Origin of the sequence: Flavobacterium araucananum, from assembly GCF_002222055.1 — a bacterium.
GTDB classification, from domain to species: Bacteria; Bacteroidota; Bacteroidia; order Flavobacteriales; family Flavobacteriaceae; genus Flavobacterium; species Flavobacterium araucananum.
On sequence record NZ_MUGS01000062.1, the window covers coordinates 42,067 to 66,210 of the forward strand.

At 34.9% G+C, this 24,144-nt stretch carries 27 protein-coding genes; 10 read left to right on the forward strand and 17 right to left on the reverse strand.

Going from position 1 to position 24,144, the window contains the following annotated elements; all coding sequences use genetic code 11:
• Window positions 1-2: 2 nt before the first annotated feature.
• On the reverse strand, window positions 3-434 hold the full coding sequence (locus B0A64_RS21660) for a response regulator (protein WP_089481555.1): 432 nt from the start codon (window positions 432-434) through the stop codon (window positions 3-5).
• A 255-nt stretch (window positions 435-689) separates the two neighbouring features.
• Between B0A64_RS21660 and B0A64_RS21665 the strand changes: the two genes are divergently transcribed.
• Window positions 690-1,190 carry a pyridoxamine 5'-phosphate oxidase family protein gene (locus B0A64_RS21665; RefSeq protein WP_089481556.1) on the forward strand — a complete coding sequence of 167 codons (501 nt, stop codon included), beginning with the start codon at window positions 690-692 and terminating at the stop codon, window positions 1,188-1,190.
• Window positions 1,191-1,340: 150 nt separating this feature from the next.
• On the opposite strand, the gene B0A64_RS21670 is transcribed toward B0A64_RS21665, so the two are convergent.
• The 3 genes from B0A64_RS21670 to B0A64_RS21680 all read right to left on the reverse strand — a co-directional run bounded on the left by B0A64_RS21670 (window position 1,341) and on the right by B0A64_RS21680 (window position 3,428).
• Complete coding sequence (locus tag B0A64_RS21670) at window positions 1,341-2,054, reverse strand: DUF72 domain-containing protein (RefSeq protein WP_089481557.1); 714 nt, start codon at window positions 2,052-2,054, stop codon at window positions 1,341-1,343.
• The gene (locus B0A64_RS21675) at window positions 2,051-2,782 is read right to left on the reverse strand and encodes a DNA-formamidopyrimidine glycosylase family protein (protein WP_089481558.1); all 732 of its coding nucleotides are present in this window, start codon (window positions 2,780-2,782) and stop codon (window positions 2,051-2,053) included. Before B0A64_RS21675 ends, B0A64_RS21670 begins: the two co-directional genes overlap by 4 nt.
• A 73-nt stretch (window positions 2,783-2,855) precedes the next feature.
• A complete protein-coding gene (locus B0A64_RS21680; protein ID WP_089481559.1) occupies window positions 2,856-3,428 on the reverse strand; it encodes a YciE/YciF ferroxidase family protein in 573 nt (190 codons plus the stop codon).
• Between the two features lie 188 nt (window positions 3,429-3,616).
• On the opposite strand from B0A64_RS21680, the gene B0A64_RS21685 reads away from it, so the two are divergent.
• The gene (locus B0A64_RS21685; RefSeq protein ID WP_089481560.1) at window positions 3,617-3,928 is read left to right on the forward strand and encodes a hypothetical protein; all 312 of its coding nucleotides are present in this window, start codon (window positions 3,617-3,619) and stop codon (window positions 3,926-3,928) included.
• A 205-nt stretch (window positions 3,929-4,133) separates the two neighbouring features.
• Window positions 4,134-4,628, forward strand: a complete 495-nt coding sequence (locus B0A64_RS21690) for a hypothetical protein (protein WP_089481561.1) — start codon at window positions 4,134-4,136, stop codon at window positions 4,626-4,628.
• Between the two features lie 565 nt (window positions 4,629-5,193).
• Here B0A64_RS21690 and B0A64_RS21695 read toward each other — a convergent pair.
• The 4 genes from B0A64_RS21695 to B0A64_RS21710 form a co-directional block, all read right to left on the reverse strand.
• Window positions 5,194-5,841, reverse strand: a complete 648-nt coding sequence (locus tag B0A64_RS21695; RefSeq protein WP_089481562.1) for a DUF5661 family protein — start codon at window positions 5,839-5,841, stop codon at window positions 5,194-5,196.
• A gap of 85 nt (window positions 5,842-5,926) precedes the next feature.
• A complete protein-coding gene (locus B0A64_RS21700) occupies window positions 5,927-6,088 on the reverse strand; it encodes a DUF1328 family protein (RefSeq protein ID WP_083691381.1) in 162 nt (53 codons plus the stop codon).
• Window positions 6,089-6,198: 110 nt separating this feature from the next.
• Complete coding sequence (locus B0A64_RS21705; protein WP_089481663.1) at window positions 6,199-7,284, reverse strand: DNA topoisomerase IB; 1,086 nt, start codon at window positions 7,282-7,284, stop codon at window positions 6,199-6,201.
• Between the two features lie 104 nt (window positions 7,285-7,388).
• A complete protein-coding gene (locus tag B0A64_RS21710) occupies window positions 7,389-7,628 on the reverse strand; it encodes a DUF7218 family protein (protein WP_089481563.1) in 240 nt (79 codons plus the stop codon).
• Window positions 7,629-8,105: 477 nt separating this feature from the next.
• On the opposite strand from B0A64_RS21710, the gene B0A64_RS21715 reads away from it, so the two are divergent.
• Window positions 8,106-8,339 carry a hypothetical protein gene (locus tag B0A64_RS21715; protein ID WP_089481564.1) on the forward strand — a complete coding sequence of 78 codons (234 nt, stop codon included), beginning with the start codon at window positions 8,106-8,108 and terminating at the stop codon, window positions 8,337-8,339.
• Window positions 8,340-10,097: 1,758 nt separating this feature from the next.
• The gene (locus B0A64_RS21720; protein WP_089481565.1) at window positions 10,098-10,688 is read left to right on the forward strand and encodes a DUF4142 domain-containing protein; all 591 of its coding nucleotides are present in this window, start codon (window positions 10,098-10,100) and stop codon (window positions 10,686-10,688) included.
• 259 nt (window positions 10,689-10,947) lie between these two features.
• Here B0A64_RS21720 and B0A64_RS21725 read toward each other — a convergent pair whose 3' ends face one another.
• From B0A64_RS21725 to B0A64_RS21745, 5 genes are all read right to left on the reverse strand, one after another.
• Complete coding sequence (locus B0A64_RS21725; protein ID WP_089481566.1) at window positions 10,948-12,309, reverse strand: amidohydrolase; 1,362 nt, start codon at window positions 12,307-12,309, stop codon at window positions 10,948-10,950.
• 116 nt (window positions 12,310-12,425) lie between these two features.
• On the reverse strand, window positions 12,426-13,298 hold the full coding sequence (locus tag B0A64_RS21730; protein WP_244285469.1) for a helix-turn-helix domain-containing protein: 873 nt from the start codon (window positions 13,296-13,298) through the stop codon (window positions 12,426-12,428).
• Window positions 13,299-13,494: 196 nt separating this feature from the next.
• Window positions 13,495-13,899: a cupin domain-containing protein gene (locus B0A64_RS21735; RefSeq protein WP_089481568.1), complete on the reverse strand. Its 405-nt coding sequence runs from the start codon at window positions 13,897-13,899 to the stop codon at window positions 13,495-13,497.
• A 93-nt stretch (window positions 13,900-13,992) separates the two neighbouring features.
• Window positions 13,993-14,409, reverse strand: a complete 417-nt coding sequence (locus B0A64_RS21740) for a (R)-mandelonitrile lyase (RefSeq protein WP_089481569.1) — start codon at window positions 14,407-14,409, stop codon at window positions 13,993-13,995.
• 188 nt (window positions 14,410-14,597) lie between these two features.
• Window positions 14,598-15,470, reverse strand: coding sequence for a helix-turn-helix domain-containing protein (locus B0A64_RS21745; protein ID WP_089481570.1), 873 nt, complete (start codon window positions 15,468-15,470; stop codon window positions 14,598-14,600).
• Window positions 15,471-15,733: 263 nt separating this feature from the next.
• Here B0A64_RS21745 and B0A64_RS21750 point away from each other — a divergent pair, with 263 nt between their 5' ends.
• The 3 genes from B0A64_RS21750 (at window position 15,734) to B0A64_RS21760 (ending at window position 18,537) form a co-directional block, all read left to right on the forward strand.
• Window positions 15,734-16,324 carry a TetR/AcrR family transcriptional regulator gene (locus B0A64_RS21750; RefSeq protein WP_089481571.1) on the forward strand — a complete coding sequence of 197 codons (591 nt, stop codon included), beginning with the start codon at window positions 15,734-15,736 and terminating at the stop codon, window positions 16,322-16,324.
• A 69-nt stretch (window positions 16,325-16,393) separates the two neighbouring features.
• The gene (locus tag B0A64_RS21755) at window positions 16,394-16,843 is read left to right on the forward strand and encodes a PaaI family thioesterase (RefSeq protein ID WP_089481572.1); all 450 of its coding nucleotides are present in this window, start codon (window positions 16,394-16,396) and stop codon (window positions 16,841-16,843) included.
• Between the two features lie 143 nt (window positions 16,844-16,986).
• Window positions 16,987-18,537 carry a DHA2 family efflux MFS transporter permease subunit gene (locus B0A64_RS21760; RefSeq protein ID WP_089481573.1) on the forward strand — a complete coding sequence of 517 codons (1,551 nt, stop codon included), beginning with the start codon at window positions 16,987-16,989 and terminating at the stop codon, window positions 18,535-18,537.
• A gap of 89 nt (window positions 18,538-18,626) precedes the next feature.
• Here B0A64_RS21760 and galA read toward each other — a convergent pair whose 3' ends face one another.
• Window positions 18,627-21,461 (reverse strand): beta-galactosidase GalA, encoded by a 2,835-nt coding sequence (gene galA / locus B0A64_RS21765; RefSeq protein ID WP_089481574.1) that lies wholly within the window; start codon window positions 21,459-21,461, stop codon window positions 18,627-18,629.
• A 276-nt stretch (window positions 21,462-21,737) separates the two neighbouring features.
• Between galA and B0A64_RS21770 the strand changes: the two genes are divergently transcribed.
• Entirely contained in the window at window positions 21,738-22,121 is a 384-nt protein-coding gene (locus B0A64_RS21770; protein WP_089481575.1) for a hypothetical protein, read from the forward strand.
• A gap of 382 nt (window positions 22,122-22,503) precedes the next feature.
• On the opposite strand, the gene B0A64_RS21780 is transcribed toward B0A64_RS21770, so the two are convergent.
• From B0A64_RS21780 to B0A64_RS21790, 3 genes are all read right to left on the reverse strand, one after another.
• A complete protein-coding gene (locus B0A64_RS21780; protein ID WP_089481577.1) occupies window positions 22,504-22,683 on the reverse strand; it encodes a hypothetical protein in 180 nt (59 codons plus the stop codon).
• A 23-nt stretch (window positions 22,684-22,706) separates the two neighbouring features.
• Window positions 22,707-23,111: a lysozyme inhibitor LprI family protein gene (locus B0A64_RS21785; RefSeq protein ID WP_089481578.1), complete on the reverse strand. Its 405-nt coding sequence runs from the start codon at window positions 23,109-23,111 to the stop codon at window positions 22,707-22,709.
• Window positions 23,112-23,188: 77 nt separating this feature from the next.
• On the reverse strand, window positions 23,189-23,683 hold the full coding sequence (locus tag B0A64_RS21790; RefSeq protein ID WP_089481579.1) for a TlpA family protein disulfide reductase: 495 nt from the start codon (window positions 23,681-23,683) through the stop codon (window positions 23,189-23,191).
• A 155-nt stretch (window positions 23,684-23,838) separates the two neighbouring features.
• Here B0A64_RS21790 and B0A64_RS21795 point away from each other — a divergent pair, with 155 nt between their 5' ends.
• Window positions 23,839-24,141 carry an ArsR/SmtB family transcription factor gene (locus B0A64_RS21795; RefSeq protein ID WP_041518777.1) on the forward strand — a complete coding sequence of 101 codons (303 nt, stop codon included), beginning with the start codon at window positions 23,839-23,841 and terminating at the stop codon, window positions 24,139-24,141.
• The last annotated feature ends 3 nt before the right edge of the window (window positions 24,142-24,144 follow it).

Consider the following 24,144-nt stretch of genomic DNA (forward strand, 5'->3'; position numbering starts at 1 on the left):
ATTTATGATTTATAGACAAAATCTTTATCGGTTGGATTAAATTTTTTCCAATCGATTTCAAGCGCATGTTCAATTGATTTTAAAATGTCTTTCATTAAAATAGGCTTTGTAATAAAATAGTTGGCTCCCAGGTTGCGGCATTTTTCGATAATACTTGGCTCATTTGAAGTCGAGAAAATAATTACCGGAATATTATTTTTTTCTTCAGAATTTTTAAGTTCGGTCAAAACATCAAATCCATTTTTGCCCGGCATATTAAGATCCAAAAATACTACGTATGGTGTTGGTGGCGGATTATATATAGCATTGAGTAATTTCTCTCCTCCTGAGTATGTCTTAAGCTGTATTTTTTTTGGCAATGATTCTACCGCATCTGTAAAAATGCTCAAATCATCTTCGTCATCATCTGTATAAAATATAGTTAAGTCAGTCATTTTTTATCTTGTAATTTCAGTGTTTTTGTTTTTCAAAGATAACCAAATTTATAGATTAATCTTCCCTTTTTAGCACAGCAATCCAAAAAATTAATACTTGAAATCTCATAATTTAAAAAGCAAATTATGTAAGCCTTAAAAGCATAAAATCGGGAACTTTACAATCATGAAGTTTTTGATGAAATTCTATATTTTAGGAGTCACTAAATGAGAATTTTACAAAATAATATAACCTAATTTAAAACGTATAAAGCCATGGGAGATCATAAAGACCTTACAAACGAATTTGCAGTAGATAAAATTAAAGATCTGGCAGAAAATATTAAGACCTGTATGTTTTGTACATACGACGAATACAGATTACAATCGCGCCCAATGTCTGTCCAGAAAATTGACGATTTAGGTCAGCTCTGGTTTTTATCTGACCGAAACAGCACCCACAATGCCGAAATTACATTAAACCCGCAAGTGGAGCTTTTTTTTGCTGAACCGCACGATAAATTCCTAACGCTGCACGGAACCGCAAGTATATCCTACGACAGGGAAACGATCAAAGAATTATACGATCCAATTGTAAAGATCTGGATGCCTGGAGGCGAAGACGACCCCAATTTAAGTGTTATAAAAGTAGTTCCGGAAGATGGCTATTACTGGAATAATAAAAACGGGAAAATGGTCGCTATTGCTAAAATGGCAACTGCTCTGGTAACCGGAAAAACAATGGATGACGGGATCGAAGGTAACTTGACTTTGTAGTTTTAGGTTTAGCCATAAAACGCTAAGATTTACACAAAGTTCCTAAAAAAATAAAATTTAGCCACAGCTTAAAATGATGACAGGGATTTTAAAATCTTTTTTAATCATTTTGAGCTGTGGCTAAAAAAATTTGCAGCCCTTGAACTTCCATTATTCCATTATCTTCTTGAGTTCTAAAGCGTTCAGGATTCCTGCTTCGCTTGCTGTATTATTAAAATACACAAATGCTGATTTTAAACGTATTGCATCTTTTATTTCAAGTAATTCTTTAGCCGAATAACTAGAGTAAAACATTTTGGGAACTCCGTGTAACCGAATGTAAATAAGTGGAGAATCTTTAAAAATTGTACGGGGCAATTGCGGGTGACTCACACTGCAAAACGTAATTTTGTTGTCCTGAAAAGCATCGAATACATCTTGATTCCACCAACTTTCGTGACGAAATTCGATTACATTTCTGAACTTTAGGTCTAAATTCCCTATAATTTGATGCAATCTTTCGATACTATACTGATAACTGGGTGGAAACTGAAATAAAACACAGCCTAATTTATCTTTTAAGCCTGTTTCGCATACTTTATAAAATTCATTTATGAGATATTCGCAGTCGACAAATTTCTTAAAATGTGTGATCTCTTTTGGTGCTTTTACAGAAAAAATAAAACTTTCGGGCGTTTTTTTATACCAATTTTCAAATACTTTTACGGTCGGAAACTTATAAAAGCTTCCATTGAACTCATAGGTGCTAAAATACTGGCAATAAAACTCAAACCACCTCGAACCTGACAAATTGTCTGGGTAGAAAATTCCCTTCCAAAAGCGATTATTGAAGCTCGAACAGCCTATTGATTGTTTCTTTTTCATTTGTGCAGTTTTTGACAATTGGTACAATAAAAACTTCTGCGCTTTCTCTTCCCTGTTTGCTTTTTATGCATGGGAAGATCGCAACGAACACAAACACTTTTTGTGTAAGCAAGCCAGTGTTTTTTTAATTCATCATTTTTCTTCCAATCCAGAAATTCAAAACTATAAATGGAACATTCGTTGATGATGTTTTTTAAATCCTTTGGCGAAATTTTTCCAACCAGAGATTCCGGGTGAATCCGGCATCGATACAAAACTTCATTTTTGATTATATTCCCTACTCCCGAAAAAATATTCTGATCTAAAACAGCATCACAAATCATTACGTCCGGAATTTTATCAAGACTTTGTTTTGCCTTTTTCGCATCCCATTTTTTATTCATTACGTCCTCGCTCCAATCGTAATATTGATTTATATTTCCTTCTAATATTTTTACGGAGCAGGTATAAAAATTGAGTTCTCCTTTGGCAAAAATCATACTCAGTTTGGGTATAGATTCTTTTTGTTCGTTTATTCGATAGGTACCAAACATGAGCAAATGAATTTTGACGGTAAAATCATCAAAACAAATTAAAAAGTGTTTTCCCCAGGTTTTAAATTCAAGAATTATTTTGCCTTGCAGACGCTCGATATCGATCGCACAACTACCGGAAACTTCTCTTATTTTTTGTTGCTCAAATTGCTGTACTTGTTCTTTCAAAATTATTATTGACGGACCTTCTGGCATAATAGCTATTTTAGAATTATAAACTAAAAAAGTGCAACTTAGAGTTGCACTTTTTATACTACTGTTTTTAGAATTACTCTAATTCTGCAGCCTCAAGATTTACAGCATTTACTGCAACCTCTGTTAGTTTTTTGTCTGCTCCTTTTTCTTCGTCCAATGTTAGTTCCAGAATACTGGCAGCCTCAGTTAAACCAAGTGTTTCTGCAAATTGTCGTAAAGTACCGTAGGTCGCAATTTCGTAGTGTTCTATTTTTTGTGCTGCTGCGATAATACCGGCATCACGTACAACCCCAACTTCAGTTTCTTCAATAATGCCTTTCCCCTCTTCGATTAAGCCCGCCATTGCGTCGCATTTTTTTGCCGAAGCCTTTTTACCAATTAACTCAAAAACTTGCTCTAATCGCGTTACATGCTCTTCAGTCTCGGTCAAATGACTGTTTAGCGCTTCGATTAAATCTGCCGATGTAGCATTTTTTGTCATCACAGGTATTGCTTTTGTCAAAGCTTTCTCTGCCCAGTAAATGTCTTTTAGTCCATCTTCAAACAATTCCGACAGTCCTGATGCTGCATCCGATTTTGGTTTTGTTACTCCTTTTTTGACTTCTTGTTTTGTAGTCGTCTCTTTTTTATTGTCTGCACTTTTCATGGTAATAGTTTTTTATGATTAATTATTTCAAAATTACTACCTTGATTACCAGACTAGTTATATTATTATTCATTTTGGTTGTATTCTAAACACCTGTTTATTATACAATTACATTTTAGAATTCTGTAAGACACATTTATCCTCTGGAAGATAGATTTGTAGTATCAAATTTTAAAAAATATACTATAATGGAAACTTATATAGATCATACCTATCAGGAAGCAGAACTTTATTTTCAGCAAAAATATCAAAAGGGACATCTGGATATTGATACCGCAATATTAATCGATAAAGCTATAGACAAACTGCTTAAAAAAGACCATATCATCCGGAACGAAAATATCCCAAACGAGGAACAAGTTACCAACGAGGATGACCATATTACCAATACAGAGCAGGAAGAAGATGATTTTATCGAATCTGACGATCTCGACCAGGAACAACACATAGAAGATGATGATCACTTTGATGATGATGATCTGGAACGTAACGACAACTAGAGAAATCAAAGTAAAATGCTGATATTCAAAAAAAAACTAAAACACCAAAAAAGACCGTTAGTTATGATAACGGTCTTTTTGGTAAATGAAAACCAAAATAGTATAAACAGCTGTTAATTATACAATTACATTTTACAATTCTATAATACAAAATGCTGGTTTAGGGAGTAACTTTGAATATACTAAACTATTAAACTACACTATCATGAATACTACAGATCAAAAATACAGTCTGACTAAAGGAAATAAAGACCCTCGAAATCAAAACAATAACGATAAAAGCAAGCTAAACAGCGACCAATCGTATAATATCGATGATAGCAAAGAAAGCGATACTGATAATCGTGAGATAGCAGAACGTGGTTATACCGTGAGAAATGGTTACGATCCACATAAGCCAAATCCGGATCAGCTTATAGATGATGAGGAAGATTTGAACGATGATTTTCATAATCAGAATGATCTAAAGCCTAATAACGATGATCTGTATGAAGAAGAATTGGACCTCAACGGCAAAAATGTAGACGATATAAACGACGAACTCGATAATCCGTCTGATGTGCTCGAAGATGATTTTAATGAAACCGAAGAAGACCTCGAAGATATCGATGATCAGGAAGAAGATGATGAATATATCGAAGACGATGTTCAGGAAGAAGAAGATGTAAAATATCCCGATAATGATCCAAGAAAATTTTAAAAAACAAGGCAAAGGTTTTGAGGAAAGGTTCAATCAAAGGTTCAAAGGTTCAGAGAGGCAAAGGAACAGAGTTTATAGACTTTGCCGGTTTGGTTCTTTGAACCTTTTTTCTTAATCCTATTTTACACAAAATTTTTATGCGCCCTTGCAAATTTTACCATATTAATCTCCTAAAACAGAATATCTCGCAGAGATTATATAGTGACAGAAAAAAGATAAAATAATTGCTGATTTTTGAGTAACGCTTTTTGATTTTAGATCTTTGGAACCTAGAAAAATAGCTGCTATTAGTATTTAACAACACACAATTAGAAATCTTTAATCTTTAATCGTTAATCTTCAATCTAAAATCTAAAATCTCCTAGCCTATCGACATTACCGCAGGCGTTAGATTTGTTTTATGCCGTAAATTATAATTATTTATCAAATTATCTGCATACCTACAACGACCTTTTTCGCTCTGAACCAAAAAAAGACGCACTGCTGTGCGCCTCTACAACAACCTTTGTCGCTTTGAACCTTTGAACCTTCGAACTTTTGAACCTTTAAAACTTTCCTCAAAACCCTAATCTCCAATAATTTCCAAAACCGGAATATCGTCCATTTTTTCCAGGCGTTCTGCAAGTCCTGCTCTAGCTTCTTTGAGTTCTTCTTCGGCTTTGATAAGATCTTCTAATAAGGCTTCTTTTCCTGAAGACACTTTTTCTATTTTACGCATAATTTCGTAAATCTCACCTTCGGCCTCCATCACTTTCAATCTTTTGTAGTAGGTCAGGCTCTCGGTCATGTGCGCCAATGCGATCATAGCCGTTAGAAACGGATGATTATTGGTTACGTTTACATCCTTAATTTTCCCGTGTTCGAGTTCTACTTTCAAGGCAAAAGCAAATTCCTCCATATTAAAAGCTTCATATTTGCTCTTTGGATTCAGATAAGCCTTAATCGACTCAACGTTGTTCATGGTCGAAAGATCTACATCAGTCTCTTTTTTATCGTTTAAATCCTTAAAAACTACGTTTCCAATTGCTCTTGCTTCGGCAACGGTTGGATTATTCTTAGGATTTTCGAAATCACGAATCGACCAATCCCAATTTTCCGGATGTACAGGTTTTATATATTTTTTGCAAAAATCTGTTACATCATTCTTTAAGCTCACCATTTCATTCTCTCTCTTAATGTAGACATCCTGATAAGCACCGCTCTTAGTTCCCATAATTAAATTTTTTATTGTTAAAAATGCAAACGACACATTTACCGAAATATATGTGTCGTTTTTTTGATTGTTATTTATTTGCTGACTAAATACTTTTTCTTCCGCTAATTAGAGATATAACGAATAAGACTAAAAATATGAAGAATAAAACTTTAGCAATACTTGCGGCTCCGGCGGCAATTCCTCCAAAACCAAATATTCCGGCTATGATAGCAAGAATAATAAAAATGACTGTATAACGTAACATAAGCTTGTGTTTTTTAGTTGATAATGATTTTGTTTGTTACTCAAATTTCATACTTTTTACAGAGATGTATTAACTCTAAAGATTGTAATATTAACACGATCAATCGTGATTTATAATAAATTGATCTGATAGTTTTGAATCAATTCCGAAAAGGCAATTTCGCTATGCGAAAAATGCTCTTTATTACTCCTGCATTTTTTGGCTCTCTCAAAATACTGCTCAATCGAACCATCTTCGTAAGTCGAAACCAACAAAGGGTGAACATAATAATTCCTGCATACATTTCTCGTATTTCCCAAAGCTTGAGCCGTGGTATCAAAAGCAGACAAAATGTTCTTTTTAATGTCTTTTTCGTCTGTTGAAGTTCCAATTTCCATCAAAGTTTCAAAAAATATAATCGATGCTGCCCAGGTTCTAAAATCTTTGGCGCTAAAATATTCGCCAGAAATCTCATGCAAATATTCATTGACCATGTGGCTGTCGAGAACCTTTCGTTCGCCATTTTTATCATAATATTTAAAAACCTCCCAACCCGGAATTTCCTCACATCGACTTACCAATTTTACCAATTTTTTGTTTCGGGTCGTAATCGTATGCAGCACCCCTTTTTTGCCTACAAATTCAAATCTCAGCGCATTTTTATTGATATTGATATGGCGTTTTCTTAAAGTCGAAAGTCCATAGGATTTATTATCCTTGGCATATTTTTCATTTCCAATCCTAATATGCGTTTCCTCCATTAGTCTAATCACAAGGGCGACCACTTTTTCTTTCGACCATTCTTTTTTTTCCAGATCCTCGTCGACTTGTTTTCTTATCAACGGCAATTTGGTTCCAAACTCGGCTATTTTGTAAAATTTGGTCTGATTGCGAATCAAATTCCAACGTGGGTGATATCTATATTGTTTTCTATTTTTATCGTCTAACCCAACCGCTTGTAAATGCCCGTTTGGCAAATCTGAAATCTGAACATTTACCCAAGCGGGCGGAAGAACCAGACTGCTAAAACGTTTCAACTCGCTTTTTTGCTTAATACAACGTCCGTTCTTTTTATAAATAAAACCGTCTTCGCCTTTGCATCGCTCAATAGGCAGCTTTTGATTGTTGATGTAAACTAAATCTAATTTTTCGATCACCAAATGAGGTGTTTTGATCAATTGATTCATTAGTTTTTCGGTTTTTGCTGCTGCATTCATCATCGTTGAGTTTATTATTTTGTCACACATTAAGATTAAAAAAGATTATTTCCGATATTCTATTATTCTCTACAACATGTGGCATATATGGTTTTAAAACGCTATTAATTATTGCGCAGCGATTGAATAAGATTTTTTTTGCTCATATACGACCGTCCTGCAATACCTACCTTTCTTGCCTGTTGATACAATTCGGCTTTCGTCCACTCATCATAAGGTTTTGCTCTTCCGCCCTTTTCGGCAGCATCTGGTGTATTGGCAATTCGTGCCGCTTTTTCTTTGCTGTAACCTATTTCTAAAAGTGCCTGGTATTGTTTTTCGTTTTTAATTCTTGCATCTGGCATGGCTAAAAAATTTTGAAGTTAATATTAGAAATCCATTACATCAAAATTCCTCAAAAAGCAGGAATTCTCTGTTATATAATTTTATGATATATTTTCATAATTAACTCTATTTTAGCAGGTTTATAAATATTAGAACCATTAAATTTTTTTGGAGCTATTCCTGCTGTCCTTCCAAATCTTTTGTGTCCGCTGCCGCTCACACAAAAGGATTTTCCCTCCCATCAGGGCTAGGCATTTGGTTTTATAAGAAACATTGATAAAAATTGATTTACACAAATTATTTTTATTAATATTATTTTTCTTACTATATAGCTATTGTTTTTTGGTTACATTTACGGTTCTTAAACTACAACATTAAGAACGAAATAAGATTTGCCCTTGTATTATGTGTGCGGTATCGGAAACGACCGCAAGCGCTGTTGTAGGCGTTAGAAACACTAATTTACGAGGGTTTTTTACATCTAAAACTACAACATTATGAGTAAAAGCACCCTTTCGAAAGAAGCTGAAATCAGGCTACTTAATTTTTTTAATACCACAATTGATCCAAAAGGAATGGCAAAAGCACTAAGGCAAGTAAATTTTGTACTCGCTTTAGGTCTCGTGAGAGAACACCAAACCCTTCATCAGGAAATAACCAGATTAGAAAGTAGTTCTTATTGGCTCAACAAACTAGCCGAAATCTTAAATCCTTATCTCGATGCAGAGTAAATTTCTATCCTTTTAATACCAAAAAACCTAGACCTAAAAAGTCGAGGTTTTTTTATTGTATTGAACGTTCCTTTACCGATAAGCTTTTGCCCTTTCAGGGCTCAAACAAAAATTATCCTTTATTCATGGCGCTACGCACCATGCTATTGCCAAGGCTCTTTCAGAGCAGCTTTCGAACAGAACAGTTAGAATCTCGTGAGCACAAAGATTAAAAACGGTCTAAAAATCTAACTCCTATTATATATCGTCATAATTGTTCGAAATATTCAAAAAATGGGCTGAAAGTCCAAAACCACTAGCGTAGTGCAACGCACTACGAAATAAATTAAACGCGATTTTTGCCCTTTCGTTCATGGCGCTACGCACCATGCTCTTGCTAGAGCTCTTTCAGAGCAGTTTTCGAATAGTTAGAATTTCGTGAGCATAAAGATTGAAAACAGTCTAAAAATGTAACTCCTATTATATATCGTCATAATTGTTCGAAATATTTAAAAATGGGCTGAAAGCCCAAGACCACTAGCGTAGTGCAACGCACTACGAAATAAATTAAGCGCAATTATTGCCCTGAAAGGGCTATAGCAAGAGCATGGTGCAAAGCACTATAAAAACAAATTACCCGAGTTTTTTGCCCTGAAAGGGCTTTAGCAAGAGCATGGTGCAAAGCACTATAAAACAAATTACGTGGGATTTTGCCCTGAAAGGGCTCCAGCAAATCTATTCGAATTGTTGTCTTTCTAAACAATTACAATATTGAACGGTTCCTTTACAGATAGGCTTTCGCCCTTTCAGGGCTTAAAACAAAAATTGCCCTTTCGTTCATGGCGCTATGCACCATGCTCTTGCCAAGGCTCTTTCAGAGCAGTTTTCGAATAGTTAGAATTTCGTGAGCATAAAGATTGAAAACAGTCTAAAATCTAACTCCTATTATATATCGTCATAATTGTTCGAAATATTTAAAAAAGGGCTGAAAGCCCAAAAGCACAAGCGTAGTGCAACGCATTCCGAACCAAATTAAGCCCGATTTTTGCCCTGAAAGGGCTTTAGCAAGAGCATGGTGCAAAGCACTATGAAATAAATTACGTCGGATTTTTGCCCTTTCGTTCATGGCGCTACGCACCATGCTTTTGCCAAGGCTCTTTCAGAGCAGTTTTCGAATAGTTAGAATTTCGTGAGCATAAAGATTGAAAACAATCTAAAAATGTAACTCCTATTTATATATCGTCATAATTGTTCGAAATATTTAAAAATAGGCTGAAATCCCAAAACCACTAGCGTAGTGCAACGCACTACGAAATAAATTAAGCGCAATTATTGCCCTTTCGTTCATGGCGCTACGCACCATGCTTTTGCCAAGGCTCTTTCAGAGCAGTTTTCGAATAGTTAGAATTTCGTGAGCATAAAGATTGAAAACAGTCTAAAATCTAACTCCTATTATATATCGTCATAATTGTTCGAAACATTTAAAATGGGCTGAAAGTCCAAAACCACTAGCGTAGTGCAACGCACTACAAACCTAAATTAAGCCCGATTTTTGCCCTGAAAGGGCTCAAGCAAATAGTAATTTTAAAAACTATAGTCATTACGGAAAACCATATTTCGCTTATTTTTTTAGACAAGCATAAAAATCAACTATCAGTTAGAAATATTCGTTTATATAACCGCAATATCCAAATCATATAAAATTATTCAAAAATACTGTAAGACAATCATCTCACAATCTGAATAATTTTACACTATAACATTTAAACTATTAAAATCATGAAAAAAATACTCTTAACCGGAAAAGCAATTTTAGGAGCGGGATTACTAATCATAGCCCTTAATTCTTGTAAAAATGAAACAAAACAAGAAGATCCAAAAGAAGTTGCCGAAGATACAAACGAAGCTAAATTTGACTCTGTTGCAGATAAAAAAGATGATTCTGAATTTTTGGTAGATATCGCAGAAGTGAATCTTGCTGAAATCGAAATCGGAAAATTGGCTCAAACTAAAAGTACCAATCCTGAGGTTAAGAAATTTGGAAAAATGCTCGTTGATGAGCATACCAAATCGGCTTCTGAAGTAAGCGCTTTGGCTAAAGCAAAAAACTTCACTTTACCTACTTCGATTACCGAAGACGGAAAAGAGGAATACAACAAACTAAATGAAAAATCTGGTCTTGACTTCGATAAAAAATTCGCTGACCTGATGATCGACGGACATCAAAAAGCAATTGATAAATTGCAAAAAGCAACTGAGGATGCAAAAGATCAAGATGTAAAACTTTGGGCATCGAATAATATTGCACCGCTTACAGCTCATTTAGAGCATGCTAAATTGCTAAAACAAGACTTAGACAAAAAGAAATAAATTTAACTGGTTATTATTTATTTTCAAAAACCCCTTCAAGAGTTGAATTGCTTGAAGGGGTTGTTTTTTTTAAGCCTCTGAGTTTTTTTCTAAATTCTAAAAAGGGACAAGGGTTTTTTCTAAAAAGGTACAAAAGAGTAAAGGTTCAGAGGATCAAAGGTTTTCTGTAGAAGCGCACAGTTTGGAAACCTTTTTTAGGTTTGAACATGACGCATCCTATCTTGTCCCTTTACTCCTTTGTTCCTCTGAACCTTTTCAACTATGAACCTATAACCCCACCAATCTTTCTTCCTTTATAAAAAACTCCTTCTCTTTTAGGCAAACGTGCTACGGCTTCGGCGGAGCAACTAGCGTTTACCAAAATAAAATTAGCTTCATTATCTACAGCAGGCCATACTCGGGTTCCTGAATCGTTAAGTGGCAAAATCTCATCTTTTGTAGCAATATGAAGGGCACGGCTTAAATTAAACTCATCTGTCCAGCCATAAAGTTGGGCACATAGTTTTGCTTTTTCAAGCATATCACAAGTCCCAAAAGGCTGCCAGTGATCGACAATACTATCGGTTCCGGTCATTAGTTTTACACCGTATTTTTTCAGGGTGGGGATTGGCATTATCGTTTTCCCAATCGGGATTGTCGAGACCACTCCTATTCCGAGATTTCCCATTTGTTCGGCTATTTTTTCCAGATCTTTTGGGTCCATTCTCGCAAGGGCAAAACCGTGACTTATATAGGTTTTTCCTTGTAGTTCCTTATTTTCTTCGGTCTTTTTTATGATATATTCAATAGCAGCTTTGCCGGATGGTGGCGATTCGTGTAAATGTATGTCGATCCCTTTATTGGTATCCAGCGCTATCTGAAACATGGCGTCAAGGGATTTCTCCATATTGCCATCGACATTGGTTGGATCAAGTCCGCCTATAAAATCAATTCCCATCGCAGCGGCTTCTCTTAATAAAGGTTCTGATTGTGAATATAAAATTCCGTGTTGCGGAAAAGCAACAATTTCCCACCCAAAACTATCTTTATTTTTATCTAATGCCGCCAGTAAATGTTCTAAACTTTTTAATCCGCTTACAGGATCAATATTACATTGGCAACGGGCAAAATAGCTGCCCTGACTTTGCATGAGTTTTATTGCTTCTTGAGCTTTATGCTGAGAATCCGGTAATAATTGCGGAATAAGTTTTTGCTCCAGCGTAATCATATCTTTTACGGTATATCCTTTTCTTGGTGCTGCATTCCAGGTACCGCTGCCATAATAGGTTTTATCAATATGAATGTGCATATCCCGCAATCCCGGAAGCATTAAAAGTCCTTTGGCATCAACTGTTTTTAATTTCAAAACCGGCTTTCCTGTCGTGATACTTTTTATTTTTCCATTGGCAATATGTATCGTATACAAAGCCGTTTTGGTAGCAACGACTTCATTTTTATCATTGTATTCAAAACCATCTTCCAGCCTTACATTGGTCAAAAGATACTCGTTTAAAACTGTTTTATTATCCTCAGGCAATACTTGCGCAATTGCATTGCCTCCAATTCCCGAAAACAGTGCAGCTCCTGTTGCTGCAGCTCCTAAGCCTAAGAATTTTTTTCGGCTTATTTTATGCTCTTCCATAAATTATATTTTACCTTTTATGCATTTGTTATCTCTTTTTGCAATAACACTTTGCTAAAAAATAGCATTTATTGCTTTGCAAAAATCGTGAGAAACTAAAAACGATAACGGTAATATTACGGATAAGGATGGTAAAAATTATAACTTTGCTTAAAATCACCCGGAGTTTTTCCGGTATATTTTTTAAATACTTTGGTAAAATAACCGTTGTCGTTAAAACCAAGTTGGTAGGCTATTTCTTTGATCGACAAATCAGTGCTGGTCAATAAACGTTTTGCTTCAAGAATAGTTCGTTGTTTTATGACATCGCCTGCCGGCATTTTTAAATATTTCTGGCAAAGAATATTGAGGTAGTTGGGTGTAATATTTAATTTATCAGCATAAAAATTCACCGAAGATTCTTCGTTAAAATGAGCGTCAATTAAGGTATTAAATCTTTTGATTACCTTCTCGGGTTTGGTAGATGAATCGTGTTCCGGAAATTGGTTTAGGTAATCCATTTGCAATAATTTTAGCAGTAAATGCAAGCGTAGCAAAACTATCTCCTTAATAAGTAATTCATTATCAGACACTATTAATTCTATATCGTGCAAATGATTTTTAAACTGCTCAAACTCTTTTTGGGTCAGAGAAAGACAAGACGGAACACTTTGCTCAAAAAACGGAAATGGTGCTAAATTCGAAAAAACAGTAATTACATCTGCCGAAAGCATCAACTGAAAACCGGCAGTATCAACATCCAGCGACCAGTTATGCACCTGTCCCGGCCTGATAAAATAAACCTGATAATCGCTTACTGTATATTGTGTAAAATCGACATTGTGAACTCCTGATCCTTTTTCTACAAAAAACACTAGGTAAAAATCATGTTTATGAGGTTGCTCAAATTCGTTTCTTCCCTTGACACTATGGCGAAATAAGGTAATCCCCAAAGTTTCTTCTCCAAGTATACTGCCAACAGATAAAGTAGGAATCGAATGTTTTTGCAACAGAAAGTGATTTGTTAGTGAATTTCAAAATTAATAATTAAATAGTATAAGTTATTTTAAAAGAATAAAAAAAGGCCGGACTTTATATAAGTCGGACCTTTTTTAGAATTTATTTAGCTGCAAAGAAACCGCTGTACCTTTGTCTCTCTGTAACTATGTACCTTACTTTAAAAACATAGCAATTTAGAAACTTAGACTATTTTCCAAAACTCAAATACTCTTCGTCGGTTACGCTATCTAACCAGATCCCTTTGCCTTTATCGATTTCTGTAATGATATTGATATGCGAAAATCGGCTAAAAGGTGTTGCGCCATACCAGTGTTCTACACCAGGTAAAATTGTAATTACCTCATCTTTGTGAAGCAAACGAATGGCAGAACCTTTTTCCTGAAAATAGCCAATTCCGTCTGTTGCGATAAACAATTGTAAACTTGCGTTAATATGCCATTTGCATCTCGATCCTGGTTCAAAAGAAATTTCTTTGATAACCGTATTATCCGGATGAATATTGCTGGTTTGTTTTTTATAAGAAACATCACCAGTCATAAATGTATTGGGGATTTTTCCCTCTTCAATAGCAGAAGTATAAAGTGTTGACATAAAATTGATTTTTTGAGATTGATTTTTATTTTAAATAAGATCTAACAAAACCGTTACTTATCATTAGAGCATCAAACAACACTTTTACTTTAATTATCTAAAGCCATTATATTGTTCGTTTGTTACTGGTTCAAGCCAGTCTACAATACCTTTTTCGGTATTGGTACTAATAGCAATGTGGGTAAATTGGCCATCCGGAGAGGCTCCGTGCCAATGTTTTACTTCGGGCTTAATGTTTACAACATCCCCTTCCTGAAGTAACTCAATTGGTTTTCCTTCCTCCTGATAATATCCTGTTCCTTGTGTAACTATTAGTATTTGCCCGCCGGGATGTGTATGCCAATTGTTTCTTGCACCTGCTTCGAAAACTACATTGCCAACGGCAGTATTTAAAACCGGATCATTGGGAACCAACATTTTCACCCATGCTTTTCCTGTAAAATAATCCGCAGAAGCTAAATCTCCTTTTGGGAAAATAGATTCATTTAATTGATTTTCTGATTCTTTCATAATTATTTTGTTTTTGTATATCAGTGCTGGAAACTAAATTAGAAAGCTAGAATGTGCTTTATTGAAGTTATATTTAGTCAGCAAAAAACCGATAGGGGTTCATACTAATTATTTCTGGGCAAAAGTAGTTTAGTACTGTGGATCTGAAATAACAATATTCAAACAAAAAATTAAGAATATGAAACAATTTATACTCGTAACGATTTCGGGATCGTTCCGGTAAGTCTTTTAAAGTAGTTATTAAAATAGCTTGGATATTCAAATCCGAGCGAATATCCAATATCCGAAATGCTCCAATCTGTGTGTTGCAACAATGCCTTTGCTTCGCCAATGATTCTTTCGGTAATATGCGCTGTTGTTGGTTTTCCCGTTACTTCTTTTACAGAGCGGTTTAAGTGGTTCACGTGTACCGCCAGGCTTTGTGCATAATCCTGAGGTGTTTTTAATGCCAAAGGTTCATTTTTTGTTTCGATAGGAAATTGTCGTTCCAGCAATTCTAAAAATAAAGACGTAATTCTTGAAGAGGCATTTTTATGTTTAAAGAAATTTTCTGTAGGTTGCATTTTCATCGATTCATGCAAAATCAGATTGATATAATTACGAATTAAATCATCCTTAAAAACATAATCGGTTTCCTGCTCTTCGATCATTTTTTTAAACAATGAATCTATAAAGACTTTTTGCTCAGGAGATAAGAAAAAAATAGGAGTTCCGCCAATTTTAAACAAAGGCGATTCATGAAGACTTTCAGAACGATCGTTGGCCCTTAGAAACTCTTCGGTAAAAACACAGGCATATCCGTGATAAACAGGCGAAATAATTTCCCATGAATACGGAATATGAGGATTGCCAAAAAACAAAATTGTTCCGTTGGTTTCTATACCGCGATCTGCATAATGAATTAGGCTCTCGCTTGTATTTATACAAATTTTGTAAAAATCCCTGCGATTATAGGTCGGAATTTTACTAACATCATCACTTACTTCGTATACTTTAAACCCTTTTAGCTTTAAATCGCTAATACCAAGTTCTGAAGCCTGAAAATCTAAGTTATCTTTCATGCTGCAAAGTTATGAAAATCAAACAAAATGAAAAAAGTTTTTTTTGCAAGTAAGACTTTGTATAATCACAATGTTTACAAAACTTTGTGTCCTTTGCATTTGTCAACAGAATCGGGTATAAAAATCTTTGTATAATTTACTGTAAAAGTTCATTCTCATTTCAACCTGAAACTTCTAACTTATAACCTGAAATTAAATTAATTCAATAAAATATTGCATAATTATACCAATCGGTATATATTTGTGCTGTTATTTTTTGCATCATGAGTAAAGCCGAGAAAACCAAGCAATATATTATAGAAAAAACTGCACCTCTTTTTAATATGAAAGGATACAGCGGAACTTCGATGAGTGATATTACTGAGGCGACGGGACTTACAAAAGGAAGTATTTATGGTAACTTCGAGAATAAAGACGAGGTTGCGATTGCAGCATTTAAGTTTAATGTACAAAAACTCCAGGATACTTTCTCGAGAGAAGTCGAAAAGCAAACGACATATAAAGACAAATTATTGGTTTATCCGCGGTTGTATTCTGATTATTATGATTTAAGGATAACCAAAGGTGGTTGTCCTATTATTAATACTGCCACAGAAGCTGACGACACCCATCCTGTTTTAAGAAAAAAAGTCGAAAATGTGATTCTTTCCTGGAAAGACAAATTAGTCTATTTGATTGAGCAGGGAATTAGTGCCGGAGAATTTAAAGCAAAAGCCATTGATCCCGAAAAAACAGCCTTAACCATAATCGCAATTATCGAAGGTGCTGTGATGATTACCAAAATCACCGGAAATCTATCAAACTTATCCGATATTATGCTTTCGCTAAATAAAATTATAGAAGACTTAGAATAATTGACAGGATTATTTTTTTGAATAAAAATATACCAATCGGTATTTAAAAAAACTAAATAGCATAACCTAATGGAAACAAAAACAAGATTACAAGTATTACAAGACCACATCGACAGAGAATTTACAGCATCGCCATCGCCTTTTATGCTCTGGATGAAACCAATTGTTGTTGCGGCCCAGGAAGGAACAGTAACCTTTAGATATGTAGTACGCGAAGAAATGTCAAACCCGATCAAAAGCCTTCACGGAGGCGTGACGGCAGCAATTGCAGATGATTGTATTGGCGCTACAATGTTCTCTCTTCATGAAGACACTTTTTATACCACAATTAATCTTGTTGTCGATTACTTTTCTCCTGCTTTTGTTGGAGATACTATTATTGCAAAAACAGCCATTATTAGAAAAGGAAAACAAATTGTAAACGCACAATGCGAAATCTGGAACAAAGACCAAACACGTTTAATTGCCAGAGCAACCTCTAACCTTCTTAAAACAAATATTGTAAAGAAAGAATTGTAACGCATTCCTACTATTTTATAACACATAGAAACATAGAAATCCTATGTTTCTATGTGTGTTTTTTTTCTCTCAGGAACTACATTTCACAAATACAAAGTCCTTTTTTTTAACCAAAAATATACCAATCGGTATAAAATAATTTTATGACACCATTACATAGAAAACTCCTCATTTTTACAGTGATTCTGGCTGCAATTATGGAATTGATTGATATATCGATTGTAAATGTAGCGCTTTCGCACATGAGCGGAAACCTTGGCGCAACCCTCGAAGACACTTCATGGGTCATTACTGCTTATGCTATTGCAAACGTAATTATTATACCCATAACCAGCTTTTTGAGTGCCAATCTTGGGCGACGAAATTATTATATTGGTTCTGTTATTTTATTTACATTTTGCTCTTTCATGTGCGGACATTCTTCTACTATCTGGATGCTGGTCTTTTTCAGGTTTTTTCAGGGAATTGGCGGCGGTGCATTATTATCGATTTCTCAGGTAGTTGTTTTCGAACTTTTCCCCAAGGACAAACAATCAACTGCAGGTGCTTTGTTTGGTGCAGGAATTTTTATAGGCCCAACCATTGGTCCTACTCTTGGTGGTTATATTACCGAAAATTATGATTGGCCCTGGATTTTTCTAATTAATGTGCCAATTGGAATTCTGGTCATGATTTCCTGCTATTTTTTGCTACGGGAACCATCTGTTAAACCTGAAATTACCAAAGTCGACTGGAGCGGAATTGCTTTATTAGCGATTGGTGTTGGCGCCTTGCAAACTGTACTCGAAAGAGGCGAAGTCGAAGATTGGTTCGAAACCAGATATATTATTATTTTAACTGTGATTGCTGTTAGTACTTTACTAATGTTTATTTATTGGGAATTAAAAATCGAAAAGCCCGTTGTAAATCTTCGGGTCCTTAAAAGCAAATCGCTGAGTATCGCGGCAATTCTAACTTTTGTGACCGGATTTGGGATGTTTATTTCGATCTACATCACGCCTGTTGTGGCACAACGCCTTTTGAGTTTTTCTCCTTATCAAACCGGATTACTTTTGCTTCCGGGAGCTTTATTTGCTTTGCTTGCCCTGAAAACCTGCGGAACGCTTTTGCAAAAAGGCGTTTCGCCTGTAATTATTATTGCCACCGGATTTCTTTTGTTTATCTATTTTAATTGGCGAATGTCCGGAATGACTTTAAATACAAGTGCTGCCGAAGTCGCCACTTCTCTTATTTTTCGTGCCTTAGGAATGGCTTTACTCACTGTACCGCTTACGATGCTGGCGGTTTCATCTCTCGACGATAAAGACGTTGGTCAGGGAGCTGCACTCAATAATATGATGCGACAATTGGGCGGCTCTTTTGGTGTATCGATTATAAATACCTACGTCGCTCACCGATTTGCAGCACATCGAAACGAGCTCGTATCAAATGTTAACCAATACAATATACTGGCAATGGACCGAATAAATGCTTACGTAAAATATTTTCAAAGCAAAGGTTTTGCCTATAACGAAGCAAAATTTAAGGCATTCAAACTTATGGAAAATATTGTATTACGACAATCGTCGCTCTTAAGTTATCGCGATGCTTTTTTTCTGGTCGGATTGTTTTTTGTGGTAACATTGCCGTTACTTTTATTTGTAATGAACAAATCCAAAAAACCAAAAACAAATATGATTATATCAGATCATTAAGAATAAAGTTTAACGCAGATTTAAAATGATTTATTTCGATCAATTTTATAAGTGATCTAAAGAAAAAATCATTTTAAATCTTTTAGTGTCTATTTTTTCTTCTCACCAATATTTAAAACACCTGCCTTTAATCCTTTGGCGGAAGCCGACAAAATAACCTCACTTCCGCTTTCATCCTTTTGAATAATAAGCTGTGCGTAACCATTAAATAATTTGCGTTTCCAGGATTCTGATGGCGTTATTATCCTTACAATTCCGGGATCTGTATTCATAACGTCCCAATCTTTTACTTTTTGCAAAGGCGAGGCTCTTATCGTAATAATATTAGTTCCTTCTTTCAAAACAGTTCTGTCAAGATGGTACTTTTGAGAATCCTCTTTGCTTGCATTAATTAAATTTCCGTTTACAAACACAGATTCGTTTACCCCAATTTTTTTATAAAAGAAATCAACAATATTAGATTGTAAATTATTTTTTAACTCAAATCTTCCTCTATAAATATATGCCGAAGCCTGATTTTTATAATCTCTGTCTTTAAAAGCTGCTGTCCAGGCATTCGCATCATCTAAAACTGATTGATTTGCAACGGCATTAGAGACCTGCTTTCTTTCTTCAAAATTAGTAATCGCAACAAGATTAATATCATCTATAAAAATATCTTTTTCTAATGATGTTGGATCACCGTTTCCTACGCCTAAAATTTTCCCGCCTTTTATCGCAAATTCAATTTCATTATTTGCAGTCGGGACATGCAATCCTTTTTTATCTGTAACCTCAACTGTTACCACAGAAACGTTTGAATTCAAAGGGTTTTCCGGATCTCTGGAAAGTTGAATCGTTTCAGGATCTCCGGTTGTTTGCTGAACTTCGGTTAAGATCTTTTTACCGTTTTTATACCCAATCGCTTCCAGAGTTCCCGGCTTGTATTGTACCTTCCATTCCAGATGTCCGTATTGTTCCATTTTCTTTCTCCCTAAACTTTTTTTGTTCAGGAAAAGTTCTACTTCATCACAATTGGATTGTACCCAAACATCAATCTCTTTACCCTCCATTCCGCTCCAGTTCCAGTGTGGCATAAGATGCAAAACCGGTGCAGTTCCCCACCATGATTTTAAGTAAAACACATTGTCTTTTGGGAAACCACACACATCCATCATTCCAAAATAAGACGTAACCGATGGCCATCCGTATGGTGTTGGTTCGCCACGATAATCAAAACCGGTCCAGATAAACATTCCTGCCAGATAGGGGCGTGTTGCATAAAACTTCCAGCCTTCTTCGATGCTGTAAAAAGTTGGGCGAGGTTTTTTGTCATACGCACTTTGATACTGTTTAGCATCATCTGTAAAATAAATTCCGCGGGTTGCAAAAGTCGACCCCTCCTCTGTTCCCATTCCGGGTTGGGTTTTAAACTCATTTCTATGCGCGTCAATATCTCCGTTTCCTATATAATTGTAGCCCATTATTTCGACCACAGACGATATTCCGCTTTTAAAACCACTGCTTATACCAACCGTTACCGGCCTTGTAGGATCAATACTCTTGCTAAATCCCTGCATTACATTTGTAATGCGTTCGCCAACGATTCCGCCTTCAATATTCCATTCTTCGTTACCAACAGACCAGCAAAAAATACTCGGATGGTTGCGATCGCGCTCTATTAAACGTTTTAAATTGTTTAGATGATACGCGTTAATTCCCATTAGACGCGTTTCATCAATCACCAGCATTCCTAATTTATCACAAGCCTCCAGCAATTCCGGAGTTGGCGGATTATGCGAACAACGATAGGCATTCGACCCCATTTCTTTGAGTTTTTTTATGCGGTAATATTGCAATTCATCCGGCAGCGCTGTTCCTATTCCGGCATGATCCTGATGATTGTTGGTGCCTTTTAGTTTTACCGCTTTTCCGTTTAGGAAAAAACCTTTTTCGGGATCGAATTCAATCGTTCTAATTCCGAAATTAGTTTCATAACGATCTATAATTTTACCTTCTTGCCTGATCTGGGTAATTAAACGGTATAAATTGGGAGAATCAATATCCCATAATAAAGGATTTTGAATTTTTAGTTTTGAAGTATATTTTGCCATTTTATAAAAATCGGGTGCTGTTGCATTTTCACTACTATTAGCAACTTCTTTTCCGGCAGCATCTACAATAGTTTGCAAAATTTCGATTGTGCCTGTATAGGATCCTTTGTTCTCGATGGTAACCTGTGCAGTAATCCGGGCATTATCTGCTGTAATTTCCGAAGTCACATACGTTCCGTTTTGGATCACGTGCAACAGATTCGTTTTTTGCAGATAAACATGTCTGTAAATCCCTGCTCCTTCATAAAACCAACCCTCTTCCATAGATGCATCTGCACGAACTACAATTGTGTTTTCTGCACCATAATTTACATAAGCGGTAACATCGTATTCGAAACCATTGTATCCGCTTTCTTCTGTGCCGAGAAAATAACCGTTAAAAAAAACTTTGGAATTTCTAAAAACACCATCAAATTTTAGAGATATAATTTTACCCTTATCGCTTTCGGGGATTGTAATTTTCTTTCTGTACCAGCCAATACTTTTTTCAGGAAAACCTTTTCCGGCAGCTTTAAACCCGTGACTAAAACTTGCCTTATTGCTAAAGGATTGTTCTACAGCCCAATCGTGTGGCAAATCCAGTTTTCGCCATGCACGATCATCAAATCCTGGTGCTGCCGGGCCATCTGCAAAACCTGTTTTAGATAAATAAGAAAAATAACCCTCTGCGTGTCCAAAATCTTTTTGAGTATCGTATAGATGACCAAACGAAAAACGCCAGTCTTTATCTATTACAAGCTGTTCTCTGTCTGATTTATGCTGGGCAAATGAACTTATCGAAATTAAAAATATACAGTACAGGAGAATTTCTTTGTGAGAAATAGTTTTCATAAATGGTGTGGTTAGCTAGTGTGATAAAAATATAGATTTTAAACGGAATAAATTAATAGTATTTTATCAAAATATGATCGCTGATCGTACTAATATTAAGTGCTTTAATACAATCAAAAATATTTTAGAACATTTCTTACGCTGTTTTAAAAATGGCTTCATAAAGTCTACTGTTAAAATTTAGAATGATTCTATTGCCTCTCTTTTATCAATTTATTTTGTTTTGATGTAATTTTATATTGAAATTAAACTAAATCAAAAAAAGGAGTTATTACTATGGCTGTTCTAAAAGATGAAACTAAACTTATTAGCACCATTAAACGTGTCGATCAAAAAATCGATAAACTTAATGATCAAAAGATCATTGCCTTTTTTGAAGCGCTTGGATTAACAGAAAGAGAAGATGTACCAAAGAACTTTCTGGAATGGGAAACAATACTGGTTGTAGTCCCAAACAGACATATATCGCACGAATTAAAATATTATAAATATTCTATTGCAAGGCTTTCGTTTGTTACAAACCCAAATGCTAAAGAAATACATATTTTTGATTTTAAGGAATGGGATAATATTACCCGAAATAAAACTCAATTTCAGGTAAGAGAATTATTGAGAAATAATTATGGCGGAGTGAGAAATCATGAAGAGAGATTGAACTAATCGTTTCAGGATTACGAACTAAATAAAAGATCTTTTTTAAATTCTAATACACAAATTAGTTTATTATCCCGAAGTTTTGACTGAGGAATTAATTCTTGATCTCAAAAATCCGGACAAAAGTTCGCTCTAATTTTTTCCACTTTCTTTCTTCTTTCCATCTCGAATAAAAAATTAGAACAAGCAAAAACAAACTAACAATTGTAGTTGCTTTTCTAAGACCCCTGCCAAAAAAAAGAAAAAATACATTAATTGCAATCAAACAAACTACCGGAAAAAATCTTACCCAAAGCAGCTGAAATTTACTGTTAGGTTCGATAATGTAAGTTACTTTAAGCACATTATTAACATTTTTGTAAGTGCCTCTTATTATAAAATAGGTTGGTCATGTGGTTGAATTGATCGTTAAACGGAAGCTTTTATCATTAAAAAGTCCATAAAAAGGTTTATTCCCGCTAAATCTGGGAAATATTCTAAAAAGACTTGGATTTACTTTTAGAGAACCTATTTCAGTATTGTTTTCTAATCTTTTGCGAAATTCAGATAAACTGAGTTTTGATTCCATTTGATCAATTCTTTACAACAATTTTATATTCGTTTGATAAGTTCTCTTACTCTGGCGAAAACATAATTTGCTTTTTCGTCAAAAACAACCATATCAAAATCACTGCTTCCTTCTGCAAAATGACCTTCTTTTTTGGTATCCGAATATACTTTTTCAAAATATAAATCTCGTTTTTTGATCCAGTCTAATTGTTCTTTTTTTAGTTTCGATTGCTCTTTAGAACTTAATTTCAATTTTAGATTCCTGTACGCAACATTCAGTAAACTATCAGATTGATTGTAATAATCAATCGAACAATTTTTCATACCATTCCCGCTATCCAAACAATGCTGATAGGACGTTTTTAATTTATTAACTGTTTCTATTGTTTGTGCTTTACAATTGAATGAAAACAGAATAAAAAATAATAGTATCGACTTTTGTATCATAGTTTAAATTGAGATTTTGTATTATTTCTTTTATTTTGAAATAGCAATATACTCAAAGTTTTTATTACTTTCGATTTTTACTGTGGTGTGAGTAAACTTTTAACCATTTCGTTCAATGCATTGCCATGAATGTTTTTGGCCACGATAATTCCGTTTTTGTCAATTAAAAAGTTCAATGGTACTGCTTGCAACATATAATCGCCAATAACGGGAGATTTCCAGTATTTTAAATCGCTTACTTGTGTCCATGGCAATTTTTGTTTTGCAATTGCTGCCAGCCAAAGCGGTTTTTTGGTATCCATAGAAACGCTGTAAATAGAGAATTTATCAGGATATGTATTGTATAATTTTATCAATTGCGGTTGTTCCTTAATGCAAGGTCCGCACCAGGATGCCCAGAAATCAACTAATACCAACTCTCCTCTTAAAGAAGATAACACGACGTTATTGCCTTTTGGATCCGGAAGATCAATTTCTGGTGCAATATCGCCTATATCAGTTCCTACAACCTGAGCTTTTGAACTTGTTATGATGCAACATAAAAATCCTAAAATGAGTAAAGTTTTTTTCATGGTTTTGATTACGTTTATTTATTGGGGCTTTTTTAATCTCGCAAATATAAATTTTCTTTATTAAATCTTCCTTTATTTTAGGTTCCCTATCTTAAATTTTTGCTAAATATTATTTCCTTAATTGGTATATCGGGAAAAGTCGATATATTTGCGCCATGGAAAATATAGAAATCTTTAAAGCATTATCTAATAAGTCCAGATTGCAAATGCTGGAATGGCTAAAAGAACCTGAAATAAACTTTCCGGATCAACTCCAGCATGCAGGATTTGAGCACGGGGTTTGCGTGGGTCAAATTCAGGCAAAAGCCGGTTTAACGCAATCGACAGTTTCTGAATATCTTTCTATTTTGCAACGTGCCGGATTTATAGAATCTAAGCGTGTTGGACAATGGACTTACTATAAACGTAACGAAGGTGCCTTTGAAGCACTCAGTAAATTAATCCAATCTAATTTGTAAATT